At 43.1% G+C, this 13,873-nt stretch carries 11 protein-coding genes and 1 other RNA gene; 11 read left to right on the top strand and 1 reads right to left on the bottom strand.

What is annotated here, in order from left to right; translation table 11 throughout:
• Window positions 1-42: 42 nt before the first annotated feature.
• The 11 genes from glyQ (at window position 43) to M3180_RS07760 (ending at window position 11,862) form a co-directional block, all read left to right on the top strand.
• Window positions 43-921 carry a glycine--tRNA ligase subunit alpha gene (glyQ, locus tag M3180_RS07810; RefSeq protein ID WP_251666743.1) on the top strand — a complete coding sequence of 293 codons (879 nt, stop codon included), beginning with the start codon at window positions 43-45 and terminating at the stop codon, window positions 919-921.
• Window position 922: 1 nt separating this feature from the next.
• Window positions 923-3,007, top strand: coding sequence for a glycine--tRNA ligase subunit beta (gene glyS / locus M3180_RS07805; protein ID WP_251666742.1), 2,085 nt, complete (start codon window positions 923-925; stop codon window positions 3,005-3,007).
• Window positions 3,008-3,073: 66 nt separating this feature from the next.
• Entirely contained in the window at window positions 3,074-3,889 is an 816-nt protein-coding gene (locus tag M3180_RS07800) for a pyruvate, water dikinase regulatory protein (RefSeq protein WP_432806913.1), read from the top strand.
• Between the two features lie 79 nt (window positions 3,890-3,968).
• Window positions 3,969-4,424: a YaiI/YqxD family protein gene (locus M3180_RS07795; protein WP_251666740.1), complete on the top strand. Its 456-nt coding sequence runs from the start codon at window positions 3,969-3,971 to the stop codon at window positions 4,422-4,424.
• A gap of 40 nt (window positions 4,425-4,464) precedes the next feature.
• Window positions 4,465-6,297: a DNA primase gene (dnaG, locus tag M3180_RS07790; RefSeq protein ID WP_251666739.1), complete on the top strand. Its 1,833-nt coding sequence runs from the start codon at window positions 4,465-4,467 to the stop codon at window positions 6,295-6,297.
• Window positions 6,298-6,330: 33 nt separating this feature from the next.
• A complete protein-coding gene (gene rpoD, locus M3180_RS07785) occupies window positions 6,331-7,461 on the top strand; it encodes an RNA polymerase sigma factor RpoD (RefSeq protein ID WP_251666738.1) in 1,131 nt (376 codons plus the stop codon).
• A gap of 79 nt (window positions 7,462-7,540) precedes the next feature.
• On the top strand, window positions 7,541-8,389 hold the full coding sequence (locus tag M3180_RS07780) for a hypothetical protein (RefSeq protein WP_251666737.1): 849 nt from the start codon (window positions 7,541-7,543) through the stop codon (window positions 8,387-8,389).
• Window positions 8,389-9,162 (top strand): tRNA (adenine(22)-N(1))-methyltransferase, encoded by a 774-nt coding sequence (locus M3180_RS07775; RefSeq protein ID WP_251666736.1) that lies wholly within the window; start codon window positions 8,389-8,391, stop codon window positions 9,160-9,162. The genes M3180_RS07780 and M3180_RS07775 overlap by 1 nt, the downstream gene beginning before the upstream one ends.
• Entirely contained in the window at window positions 9,138-10,256 is a 1,119-nt protein-coding gene (locus M3180_RS07770; protein WP_251666735.1) for a Nif3-like dinuclear metal center hexameric protein, read from the top strand. Before M3180_RS07775 ends, M3180_RS07770 begins: the two co-directional genes overlap by 25 nt.
• Before the next feature lie 99 nt (window positions 10,257-10,355).
• Window positions 10,356-10,756: RNase P RNA component class A (rnpB, locus tag M3180_RS07765), an RNA gene on the top strand.
• Window positions 10,757-10,980: 224 nt separating this feature from the next.
• The gene (locus tag M3180_RS07760) at window positions 10,981-11,862 is read left to right on the top strand and encodes a DMT family transporter (protein WP_251666734.1); all 882 of its coding nucleotides are present in this window, start codon (window positions 10,981-10,983) and stop codon (window positions 11,860-11,862) included.
• Between the two features lie 123 nt (window positions 11,863-11,985).
• Here the strand turns inward: M3180_RS07760 and M3180_RS07755 are convergent, their stop codons facing one another.
• A complete protein-coding gene (locus M3180_RS07755) occupies window positions 11,986-13,851 on the bottom strand; it encodes a S8 family peptidase (RefSeq protein ID WP_251666733.1) in 1,866 nt (621 codons plus the stop codon).
• Between the last annotated feature and the right edge of the window lie 22 nt (window positions 13,852-13,873).

Below are 13,873 nucleotides of genomic sequence, written 5' to 3'. Positions count from 1 at the left end.
ATGCCTGTCTTAGGAGAATAAATCGATAGGAGTTGTATTGGAATGAACTTTCAAGGCATGATTTTAACGCTTCAGCAGTTTTGGGCTGAGCAGAATTGTATTCTCGTACAGCCGTACGACGTCGAAAAGGGTGCAGGAACGATGAACCCTATGACATTTTTGCGTTCTATTGGTCCTGAGCCATGGAACGTTGCTTATGTAGAACCTTCTCGCCGACCAGCAGATGGCCGGTATGGTGAAAACCCGAACCGCTTATATCAGCATCATCAGTTCCAAGTTATTCTTAAGCCGTCTCCTGACAATATTCAAGAGCTCTATCTTGAGAGTCTAAAAAGATTAGGCATTGATGCAAAGGATCATGATATTCGCTTTGTTGAGGATAATTGGGAGTCTCCGACGTTAGGTGCTTGGGGACTTGGCTGGGAAGTATGGCTAGATGGCATGGAAATTACTCAATTTACTTACTTCCAGCAAGTTGGCGGGATTGATATGAATCCAATCGCGGTAGAAATCACATATGGTATGGAGCGACTTGCTTCCTATATTCAGCAGAAGGAAAATGTTTACGATCTTGAGTGGGTTGACGGTGTAACGTATGGTGATGTGTTCCATCAGCCTGAGTTTGAGCATTCTAAATATACGTTTGAGACTTCGGATACAGCGATGCTGTTCTCTCTATTCAATATGTATGAGGAAGAAGCGAAAAAAACGATGGAGCAGCAGCTTGTATTTCCAGCATATGATTACGTGCTGAAATGCTCTCATACGTTTAACTTGCTTGATGCACGTGGAGCGATAAGCGTTACAGAAAGAACGGGCTATATCAGCCGAGTACGAAATTTAGCAAGATCAATCGCTGCAACATACCTTGAAGAGCGTGAGCGTTTAGGCTTCCCTCTATTGAAGAAAGGAGAGAACTAAGATGGCAAAGGATTTACTATTAGAAATTGGCTTAGAAGAGGTTCCAGCTCGCTTCGTACGTGATGCGATGGATCAGCTTAAACATAAATTCGAAAAGTGGCTTCAAGAGCATCGTATCTCCTATGAGACGATTCAAGCATTTGCTACACCACGCCGTCTTGCTATTCTAGCTACAGCAGTAGCTGAAAAACAGACTGATGTGGAAGAAGAAGCAAAGGGGCCTTCACGCAAAATTGCGCAGGATGATAATGGAAACTGGAGTAAAGCAGCGCTTGGTTTTGCTCGCAGTCAGGGTGTAGAACCAGAATCACTTTATTTTAAGGAGCTATCTGGAGTTGAATATGTCTACGCTAAAAAAAGCAGTATTGGCGTGGAGACTCAAGCAATGCTATCTCAAGGCTTTACAGATGTTATTACTTCAATGTCATTCCCTAAAAATATGCGCTGGGGCAGCTACGAAATGCGATTTGTACGCCCGATTCGCTGGCTAGTTGCGCTATATGGCAATGAGGTTGTATCGCTTGAGCTTGCTGGTGTAACATCTGGACGTGTATCTCGTGGACACCGCTTTCTTGGAGATGAAGCAGTTATTGAATCAGCTGAGCAATATGTTGAGCAGCTTCGCAAGCAGCAAGTCATTGTTGATGTGAATGAACGTCAAGCATTGATCGTTGAGCAAATCCAAGCACTTGCAGCAGAGAAAAACTGGAAAATTGCAATGAAGGATGATTTGCTGGAGGAGGTACTATTCCTCGTTGAATATCCAAGTACACTTTTCGGTGAGTTTGATGACTCCTTCTTAAATATTCCGCAGGAAGTGCTTATTACTTCTATGCGTGAGCATCAGCGATATTTCCCAGTGCTTGATCAGGAGGGTAAGCTGCTACCTTACTTCGTTACTGTTCGTAATGGTGATCAGCGTTCGTTAGATGTCGTAGCAAGAGGGAACGAAAAGGTTCTACGTGCTCGACTATCAGACGCAAAGTTTTTCTATGAGGAAGATCATAAGCTAACGATTGAAGCAGCTCTCTCCAAATTAGAGAATATTGTATATCACGAGGAGCTAGGCTCTGTAGGTGATAAGGTGCGTCGTGTCACGCAAACAGCGTCGTTAATCGCTGCGAAGCTAGGTGTCGATGCAGATGCAGCAGCAAAAGCTGAGCGTGCTGCCGCTATATGCAAATTCGATCTCGTTTCTCAGATGGTTTATGAATTCCCTGAATTACAAGGGATTATGGGTGAGGATTACGCAACAAGACTAGGCGAGGACCCGATAGTTGCTAAAGCAATTAACGAGCATTATCAGCCTCGATATTCCGGAGATGCGGTGCCTTCACATATCGTTTCAGCTATCGTTAGCATGTCAGAGAAAATAGATACAATTGTGGGCTGCTTCTCTATCGGTATTGTCCCAACAGGCTCGCAGGATCCTTATGCATTACGCCGACAAGCAACGGGAATTGTACAAATACTGCTCGCTCATGATCTGCAGTTATCGCTGTCTGAGTTGTTTGAACTTAGCCTTAGTGTGCATCTTGATCGTGGTACGAAACGAAACAAAGAAGAAATATCTAAAGATCTTAACGATTTCTTTGCATTGCGCGTGAAGAATTGGCTGTCAGAGCACGGGGCGAAATATGATGTAATTGATGCGGTAATGGCAGCTGGCTTCAGCGATCTACTATTAACGAAGAAGCGTGCAGAGCTGCTAGCTCACCAGCTGGAGCAAGACAATAAAGCTGAATTTAAGCTTACCGTTGAAGCCTTTAACCGTGTATGTAATTTAGCTGCAAAAGCAGAAAGCAAGCAGGTTGATGCAGCATTATTCCAAGAACAATCTGAACGTAATCTTTATGAAGCGTGGACTGCCGTTCATAATGGCTTTGTAGATGCGTTGAATGCTCGCGAAGTGGAGCGTGCATATGAGCAGCTAGCTACATTACGTGAACCGATCGTTGCATATTTTGATTCTGTTATGGTAATGGCTGAGGATGAAGCAGTTAAGAGAAATCGTCTGGCAACGCTAGCATCCATTGCAGAAGATATCCAGGCGATTGCGGATCTATCCAAGCTTGTCTGGGCGTAGAGCAGTTATTCTACAGCGTCATTAGCATGGAACAAAATAAAGTCAAATATAACAAAAGGAGGGGGCATCTTGACTAGAGATTCAGACGTCATTGTATATGTTATATCGGATGCAGCAGGAGACACAGGCGAATATGTCGTTCGTGCAGCGATTGCTCAGTTTCATCCTATCTCAACAGATATTCGCAGAGCTCCATTCGTAACGAGCAAAAAGGTCCTTGAGGATGTTACGTTAAAGGCAAAAAGGCTTGATGCAATCGTCATGTATACACTTGTGAAGCCAGAACTTCGTGAGTATATGCGTCTGCTTGCTGAGCAATATGACGTTCAAGCGATTGATCTGCTAGGCTCCCTTATTGATCTACTCGAGCATCGTACCGGAAAAAAATCTCGTCAAGAGCCTGGTCTTAACCATGTTCTTGACGCTGATTATTTCAGAAAGGTCGAAGCGGTCGAATTTGCTGTACGCTATGACGATGCACGTGATCCGTCAGGTGTAAAAAAAGCGGATATCGTACTCGTTGGTGTTTCCCGTACGTCCAAGACACCGTTATCGATGTATTTAGCTCATCAAAAATATAAAGTAGCTAATGTTCCTCTCGTACCAGAAATTAAGCCTCCAGCAGAATTGTATCAAGTACCACGAGATAAAATAATTGGGCTAACCATAGACCTGAATTACTTGAACGTAATTCGAAAAGAAAGGTTAAAGGCGCTTGGGCTGCCAGATACTGCTTCGTATGCATCTACGGAGCGCATCGAATATGAGCTTCAGTATGCGAACACCATTATGGAAAAGCTCCAGTGTACCATAATAGATGTATCGCATCGTGCAGTTGAGGAAACAGCCAGCCTAATTATGGAGAAAGTAAAGAAAGAGTAATAATTAAAGGATTTTTTGACGATATAGCGTATATAATACTTAGTACCTAATAACAAGCGGCAAAAAAAGGGGGGGCAATGTGAAGATTATCGTTGATGGAGACGCATGTCCTGTGAAAGACGAAATCATAGCAATCGCCCGCTCTTTTAATGTTCCTGTTTGTATGGTTGCTTCTTTTGATCATAGGCTTCCTCAAGTTGAGAATGTCGAAATGGTTCAAGTCGATCGAAGCAGTCAATCGGCAGATATGTTCATTATTAATAGGGCGAGGTCAGGCGATCTTGTTATTACACAAGATTTTGGACTTGCTTGCTTAGCAATTGCAAAACAAGCCTATACGCTATCCTTTCGTGGTGAAGTCTATAATGATGATAATATTGATTACTTGCTGGAACGTCGTGCAGAAGCGGCAAAGCGACGTAGGCAAGGCCAACGAATGAAAGGGCCGAAAGCACTTACTGCCGATGATCGCAAAAGATTTCAACAAAACCTGACAAAACTTTTACAAGAAAAGCAGGAGAAACGTGAAGTTTAGCGAATATTATTATAGTGCTACAAATTGAAGGTGATGGTCAATGGCTGGAGTATTAATACCAGATGAAGTAATAGATGCAGTCAGAAATCACCATGACATCGTAGAAGTAGTCGGGAAGTATGTTCATCTGACTAAGCATGGGAAATATATGAAGGGGTTATGCCCTTTTCATTCTGAAAAGACTCCTTCGTTCACCGTTACTCCAGAGCTGCAAATTTATCATTGCTATGGCTGTGGTAAGGGCGGTAATGTTATTCGATTCGTCGAAGAAATGGAGGGATATACATTTCCGGAAGCAGTAAGAATGCTTGCGGAAGATGCTGGAATTCCAGTCACCTGGTCTTCTAACGTAAGCGGTCACTCTCAAGAACAAGACAATGTTCGCAATAAAATCATAGAGGCACATGAGCTGGCAGTTAAGTTCTATCATTATATATTGAACAATACGCGGCAAGGTGATGAAGCTAAGCGCTATTTGATTGAGCGAGGATTGACGGATAAGTTAATTGATCAATTTATGATTGGTTACGCTCCAGGGGATTGGGATGTGTTGACTCGATTTCTAATCAATCGAGAATTTGATCCGCAGTTGTTAGAGAAGGGTGGCTTAATTTCTGTCAAAAATGACAGTGAGGGTTATTACGACCGTTTCAGAAGCAGAATTATGTTTCCAATTCGAGACAGAAACGGTAAGGCTGTTGCTTTTGTCGGGAGAATTCTCGGTGAAGGTCAGCCAAAGTATCTAAATTCTCCTGAAACGATGCTGTTTACAAAAAGTCGCATACTTTATAATTTGAATCTTGCTAGACCTGCCATTAAAAAAGCGAAGCAAATCGTTCTCTTCGAAGGTTCTATGGACGTAATCAAGGCGTGGTCTGCTGGCGTTCAAACGGGGGTAGCGACGTTAGGAACAGCATTAACGGAGGAGCATTGCCTGCTGTTAAAGCGTTATAGTGATGAAATTATTGTTTGCTATGATGGTGACGGAGCAGGTCAAGCTGCAGCATATAAATCGATTCCATTGCTCGAGCAGGCCGGATTTAAGGTGCTCGTTGCGCTTCTTCCAACTGGTACCGATCCTGATGAATATATTAAGACACATGGCGGCGATGCGTTCCGACACGAGGTGATCGAACAGGCCGTATCTGTAACAAAATTCAAGCTTATATATTTAAGGAAAAACCATATACTGTCAAGAGAAGAAGGTCGGAATCAATACATCGTTGAAGCAGTTAAAATTGTTGCAACATTAGATTCATCTACAGAGAGAGAAATTCATCTAAAGGAATTATCAAAGGAATTTGATATTTCATTGGATGCGCTGAAGCAGGATTGCCATGAATTTCGCGTGCAGCAGCAAAATTTCAAGCATCAAAGGGATAATAACCAATTTTCGTGGAATAATGGTAGGAATGAAAAAAGGAAAACCGAAAGAAGCTCGACAGTTTTACCTGCCTATGTTAATGCTGAACGGCGATTATTGCATGTCATGATGCGTAATAGAGACGTTGCTTTAGCGGTTCATGATAAATTGGGTGACGCTTTTAATATCGAAAATCATGAAGCGATCGCTGCGTACTTGTATGCGTATTATGCATCTGGGTATGAGGCGGACGCTGCTCGTTTCGTTGCAACACTGGAAGACGAAAAGCTGGAACGCACAGCTACCGAGCTGCTTATGATGGACGGTGGATTTCCCTTTGATGAGGATATTATGGATGCTTGGATTCAGGATATATTGAAAGTCCCGAAGCTGCAGGAAATTGAAAAAAAGAAAGAGCAAATGGTACGTGCCGAACGTGCTGGAGATGCGTTATTAGCAGCGCAATTAGGTATTGAGATTATTTCCCTGGAGAGAAAACTGAAGAACTAATCTTCAATGATCTAGGGAGGAGGGAGTCGCAAAATGGCGAATGATCAGCATACTGAATTAGATACTGAGCAAAAGTTGGATTTAGTGAAGGATCAACTGATTGATCAAGGGAAGAAAAGATCTTCTCTTACGTATAAAGAAATTATGGAGAAATTATCTCCCTTCGATCAGGATCCAGAACAAATCGATGAGTTTTTCGAGCAGCTCGATGATCTAGGCATCGAGGTATTAAACGAAGCCGAAGATGACAATCCACTTTCGCCTACAGGAGATGATCAGGAGCGAGAAGGGGACGACTTTAATTTTGATGATGATTTGGCGTTGCCGCCTGGCATTAAAATTAATGACCCTGTTCGTATGTATTTGAAAGAAATTGGGCGAGTTCCGCTTCTATCCTCTGAGGACGAGATCGAGCTAGCTATACGTATTGAGAACGGTGATGAAGAAGCCAAGAAGCGACTAGCTGAAGCGAATCTACGTCTCGTTGTAAGTATCGCTAAACGATATGTTGGACGTGGGATGTTGTTCCTTGATTTGATTCAAGAAGGAAATATGGGATTATTGAAAGCTGTTGAAAAATTCGATTACCAAAAAGGATTTAAGTTTAGTACGTATGCAACGTGGTGGATCCGTCAAGCGATTACCCGTGCAATAGCCGATCAGGCACGTACGATTCGTATTCCTGTCCATATGGTTGAAACAATTAACAAGCTTATCCGTGTTTCTCGTCAGCTGCTGCAAGAGCTCGGGCGTGAACCGACACCTGAGGAGATCGCTGCAGAGATGGAGCTAAGCACAGAGAAGGTTCGCGAAATTATGAAAATCGCGCAGGAGCCTGTTTCCTTGGAAACGCCTATTGGCGAAGAGGACGATTCTCATCTTGGCGACTTCATTGAGGATCAAGAGGCACTTGCTCCAGCAGATGCGGCTGCCTATGAGTTACTCAAAGAGCAGCTTGAGGATGTACTGGACACACTTACTGAGCGTGAAGAAAATGTGCTGCGTTTAAGATTCGGTCTAGACGATGGTCGCACGCGTACACTGGAAGAGGTTGGTAAAGTGTTCGGTGTAACTCGTGAGCGTATTCGTCAAATCGAAGCAAAAGCGTTAAGAAAGCTTCGTCACCCAAGCAGAAGTAAGCGCCTTAAAGATTTTCTTGAATAACTAGAACTTAGGATGACCTTTCTGCGTTAACGCAGTAAGGTCATTTTTATCAAGGAACCAAATAGAAAGGAAGCTGCCTATGAAAGCAGAGCGTAGAACGATTATCGTGCGTGAAATTGAGCATTGGCGACGATCGAAGCTACTGCCTGATCACTATTGCGACTTTCTGCTAAATTTATATGCTGATCCTGTGCTAGCACCCAAATCAGACAACGAAGAAGAGCCTCCTCAGCATCTAGTCGGAAAAGCGATTGTCGCTGTCTCGAAAGCTACTGGTAAACAGTGGTTCCTAACAATTGGAATTCTAACCTTAATTTCGTTTGTTGTGCTTTATTTTAGCGTTTTTCATCCTGTAATGCAAATTGCGTCAATACTGTTAGGGACGATTATTTTGCTTTGGCTAGGCGAAAAAATTCGTGTAAATCATGCCCCTATTGGATTCTTGAGTATTTTCATTGGTCATTTATTGCTATTAACTGGTGGATTATATATAATTGCACAGCACCAATTGGAACAATGGTATTGGAATTTTGCACTCATTGCACTTTGTTCAATAATATGGATGATTTACGGAATTAAAAGCAAGCTAAGTATGCTGCATCTTTGCGGGTGGCTCGCATTTCTAATGGCTTATGCAATGCTGCTGCATCAGCTGACAACTGGACAGCAGTGGTATGAAGTTCAATTCTATTGGCTGCCTTTATCATTTTTATTTTTTTGGATATGCTGGTTTATCCATCGATGGTTCAAGCCAGTAGCTGCAATCATTTTTGTCGTTGGTATTATTACATGGTTTATGCCAGAAATCTTTCAATATTTGTTTATAGATGACCCTTTATGGCTGCAGCTGCAGCTCATTGCCAAAGTTCTCATCGCTGGCTGTTTATTATTTGGATTGAAAAAACAATGGATGGTGTGGGTAATTTAATGATTCAGCTTTCACAACGTTTACAAACTGTAGCTCATTACATATCAACAGGACATCGTGTGGCTGACATTGGCTCAGACCATGCCATGCTTCCTGTTTATCTCGTTCAACAGAAAATTTGTCCGTTTGCTATTGCAGGCGAACTAAACGAAGGACCTTGGCAAGCAGCAACAAAGCAGATTGCGCATGCCAATCTGTCAAGTACGATCGAAGCGCGACGTGGCAACGGTCTTGAGGTTATTGCTCCACATGAGGTTGACAGCATTACGATATGCGGAATGGGTGGTGCACTCATTTCTACAATTCTCGAAGAGGGATATAAACAAGGCAAGCTTGAGGGAGTTACGGAGCTGGTGCTGCAGCCTAATGTTGGTGAGGATGCTGTACGAGCATGGCTGACCGAGCATGATTGGGCACTAATGGACGAGACCATTCTTGAAGAGGATGGGAAAATTTACGAGGTTCTCCATGCAAAAAAAATTGCTGGAGCGAAGGAATGGAACAAGCAGCTGTTTTCAGTAGACGAGCTTTCGTTTCCTTATGCAGAACCGATAAGAGAAGCATTAGCGTTGCGAATGGGACCATATCTCCTTAAAAAGCAAGGGGATATATTGCATAAAAAATGGCTAGCTGAAATAGAGAAGCTCGATTATATTATCGCTTCGCTTTCTCAATCTGAGCTAAGTCAAACCAAAGCAAAGCTTGCTGCTGTAAAGCAGGATCAACAGCTCATTAGGGAGGTTCTAAAGTGGCTATACACGGACAGACATTAATTCAGTATATGGAGCAGCTTGCCCCTAAGCACTATGCGGTAGAACACGATCGTATCGGTTTACAGCTGGGCACCTTGAATAAGATGGTGGAGCGTGTACTTGTTACGTTGGATGTGACGCTTGAGGTCGTACAAGAGGCGATCGACAAGAAGGTCGATCTCATTATTGCACATCACGCAATTATATTTCGGCCCATAGGCAGTATTGATGTTTCTACTCCAGCTGGAAAACTGTATGAGCAGCTGATTAAGCATGATATCGCGGTCTATATTTCACATACTAACTTGGATGTGGCTGTTGGAGGTGTGAACGATCTTCTTGCAGATCTGGCAGGGATGGAGCAAGAGAGAAAACCGCTAGAAGCCGTCTATATTGATAAGCTGAGCAAGCTGGTTGTATATGTCCCGGAGCAATCACTCACAGCAGTGGAACAAGCAGCGTGGCGTGCTGGTGCAGGTCATATTGGAAATTACAGTCACTGCAGCTTCCAAAGCTCAGGCACGGGCACATTTATGGCTGAGGAGGGTGCCAATCCGTATGTCGGTGAAGTGAATAAGGTGCACAGAGAGCAGGAGATTCGCTTTGAGTGCATCGTACCGGCAAGTGTACAGCGTAAGGTTGTGAGCAGCATCATTAAAGCACATCCTTACGAGGAAGTCGCATACGATCTTATCCCTCTTCAGCAGCAAGGCAAGGTGTACGGGCTAGGAAGGGTTGGACGCTTAATAGAGTCAACAACACTAGGTGAGCTCGCAGAGCAGCTAAAACAGGCGTACAGCGTCCCAGCACTGCGTGTTGTAGGGGAACTTGATAAGCCGATTAAAAAAATTGCTGTGCTTGGCGGGATGGGTGCAAAATATGTGAAATCTGCTAAATTTGCAGGTGCAGATGTTCTCATTACAGGTGATATAGATTTTCATACAGCACAGGATGCGCTCGCAGATGGCATAAGCATCATTGACCCTGGTCATCATATTGAAAAGGTAATGATACAAGGCGTTCAGGCTTGGTTGACTGCGAAATGTGATGCCGAAAAAGCAAAGGTAGAAATTATCGCTTCCACGATCAATACAGACCCATTTCAATTTTTATAAGCGGGTTGTAAATAGATAAATTTTGCACCAGCCACGATCATGGGAATGATTTGCTCTTGAGTTCTTTGTTAAAACTCGATATACTGTTATGTGCATTGGAAAGTTTGACAGACAATCGCTGGCAGCCTAGATGCTGCGAGAGGAAAGTCCGGGCTCCACAAGGCAGGATGCTGGATAACGTCCAGTCGGCGCGAGCCGAAGGATAGTGCCACAGAAATGGACCGCCGATGGCTGAGTAATCAGCACAGGTAAGGGTGGAACCGTGGTGTAAGAGACCACGAGGAGCACAGGTGACTGTGTTCCTGGTAAACCCCATCTGGAGCAAAACCGAGAGAACACAGCAGCTTATGCTGCAGCCTTAGCCTGAGGCGTGTTCGGGTGAGTTGCTTGAGCTACGTAGCAATATGTAGCCTAGATAGATGATTGTCGCTCATCGTGGGAGGGTCGTTCCCGCTATGACCACTACGAGTACAGAACCCGGCTTATGGCAAGCTTTCCTAACGAGCATTGATTGATGATACGAATGGATGCAACGATATCTACAAGCAATGTCAGTTGTAGATGTTGATATGCATCTGTGCAATGAATAGCCTGCATTTGCGCTATGTAACATGCGCAAATGCAGGTTTTTTTACGTGCGTGGATATAGTAAGCAGAGTATAAACTTTGACCGAAAAATCCAAAAAGAAATTTTAGCGCGATCTTGTTAGGAGTGGTTGATTATATGATTAAAGCTTATTCATGGCTCACTTTATGCGTTGTAATCTGGGGGAGTAATTTTGTATTTGGAAAAATGTTAATTCAATATTTCTCTCCAACGATGCTAACAGAGTTGAGACTTTTTTTTATCGTTCTGTTTTTAGTTGGATTAGCTGCTATTAAGAAGGAGTTTAGACGAGTCAACAAAATAGACTTGATGCTGCTATTTGTACTCGGTGTAGTCGGTGTGTTTATTAATCAATGGTCCTTTTTCGCAGGCTTACAAACTGCTGATCCGACTACCGCTGCATTAATACTAGCAACAACCCCTATACTAGCGGGAGTGTTAGCTGCTTTATTTTTAAAGGAGAAATTTACGATTCGAATGTTGATCGGCTCAGTGATCGCAATTGTAGGAATTTATTTCGTAGTAACTAAAGGGGAATTTGTAGCTATAGCTGTTGATAGTGGACTCTTGTGGATCGTTGTCACAATGGTAACATTCGCGATCATGATTATAATGACACGAGTGCTTTCCAAAAGAGTGAGTCCCCTAACGATTACATTGTATTCGAATATTATTGGCTTTGCAGTAGGAGTACCATTCATAGCTGTACTAGATCATCCGATCCGAGTCAGTACGGATCTATCTGATTGGACTTTTCTAATTGTAACAGCGATTGTTGTGCATGGGATTTCTGCGCTTATATGGAATCAGAATATACGTTATGTGGATGCGTCAAAAGCGTCGATCTTATCTAATTTAGAGCCTTTTGTAGCTATGCTTATGGGATTAATACTGCTGTACAAGCCCGTGACAAAAGTTGAACTAATGGGATCCTTGCTCATTATCGGTGGTGTCGTGCTGTCCACTTTCCAGCGAAACATCAAAGTGCGCAGCGAATGATTATTAAATGTTAAGCAGTAATAGCTAATCAATGCAAAAAAATCGTCCCATGCGCATTAAAGGCTTTGGGACGATTTTTTCAATATAGCTAAGCCATTCACATATTACGTGAGTAGTACATGATCAATCATTAATCAATTGATCAAGCTTGTTCTTGACTGTTTTTGGATAGGTCTGCAGCGTGCCTGCATAGCTCGCAGCTGTATTTAAAGCCTTCTGCACATCGATTTCGCCATAGCCATAGTATTGATCGTAACCAGGATCACCAAGATCAGTTGCTGTTTGCCTCATAATATCCATTACTTCCGTATTCGTAAGCGAAGGATTAACAGAACGAATAAGCCCTGCTAAGGCTGCAACGTGTGGTGAAGCCATTGAAGTACCGGATAGGGCAGCATATTGTCCCCCAATATAGGTACTCGCAATTGAATCGCCTGGTGCTACGACATCAACATAATCTCCATAGTTGGAAAACGCTGCGCGCTGTTTCCCGCTTGTTGTTGCTCCAACGGCAAAAACTTCTGGATAGGCTGCAGGATATCCTGGACGATTGGTGTTATCATTACCCGTTGCTGCAACTAAAACAACATCACGTTCATAGGCGTATTTGATGGCTTCGTGCAGGAAATCACCTGAAGCATAGTTACCAAGGCTCATGTTAATGACTTTGGCACCTTGATCTGTTGCCCATATAATTCCTTGCGCTACGCTATATGTGGAACCTGCACCTGAGCTGTTCAGTACTTTAACTGGCAATACAGAGTTGTACCAAGTAACTCCAGCAATTCCCTCCTGATTGTCTACTGAAGCTCCAATAATTCCGGCCACATGTGTACCATGACCTAGTTCGTCTGCTGCGTTGGTTGACCCATCATTCACGTTATAGCCCGCAAGAAGTCTTGCACTTAGATCAGGATGATTGGACTGAACGCCTGAGTCTAATACGGCTATAATGACATCCTCGCTGCCTCGGCTAATGTTCCAGCCTGTCTCAGCATGAATATTGGTAATGTTCCATTGATAACGGGAGAACAGTGAATCATTAGGTATAAAGGTTGCCGTTGTTTCTTCATTGGTCAAGTAAATATAGTGAGGCTCTACAAATGAAACGGGCCAATTTTCTTTTAAGTAAGCAATTAGCTCCTCTGTTGAAAGCTTGTCTGACGTTAAAATATAGGTTTCGCCTATTTTTTCAGCGCGAATACAATGCGTTTCTTGTTTTAGTTTTTTGATCTGGTCATCCGTTAACGTAGAGTTAAATTTAACGACAACCTCTTTTTCGTAATAGTGACTTACGTTTCCATTATCCTCTCCAGTGATAACGGTAGTATCTACGGTAGAGTTAGGTTTCACCGATTCAACCTTCATTGTTCCTTCAGCTGGGTAAGGCACAAGACGAAGGTTTTTACGTTGATGGTCTTCGACCTGCGGGATAATGGAGGCTTTGACGACCGCAGTAAGCTTAACTTCGTCTCCCACTCGAGCAAGGACACGATACTGATGATGATCTTTGCCGTAATACAGCTTAGAGCTATAACGGTCACCAGGAATAAAAAAGCGCTCAGCATCCTTAAAGTATGACTTCGCTTCATCAGAGTCAGAGCCAGGGAAATTACCAAGCTGAATTTTAGCTTTATCTCGTTCCCATTTTACGTACACATAATGAGGATGTTCTTCCTGCAGCATAGCGATTTGTTGCTTCGCTTGCTTAGCGTCCGTTAACGAGATGAGTTTATCTAAATCGGCTTCAATTTCACTAAGAACAAGTAAGTCGCTATTGTTCATATCCTTCTGCAAAATACTTAGCTTTTGCTTCTCTTCTAGGTTATTGCTTAATTGTTCGTGAATGGATGCTTGCTGCTGTTGCTGCTGCGACAGCTCCGCGATTTCCGGTGTTTCTGTATTGTTGTTTGAATTCGACTGATATAGCTGCAACACTAAAAATATAGCAGCTGCTGCAACGATCGGTATCAGCCATTTTTTCTTCATGATCATCACCACTCCTTTTCTT

Source organism: Paenibacillus camelliae (assembly GCF_023715345.1).
Classification (GTDB): domain Bacteria; phylum Bacillota; class Bacilli; order Paenibacillales; family Paenibacillaceae; genus Pristimantibacillus; species Pristimantibacillus camelliae.
This window is presented reverse-complemented; position numbering and strand designations above follow the sequence as displayed.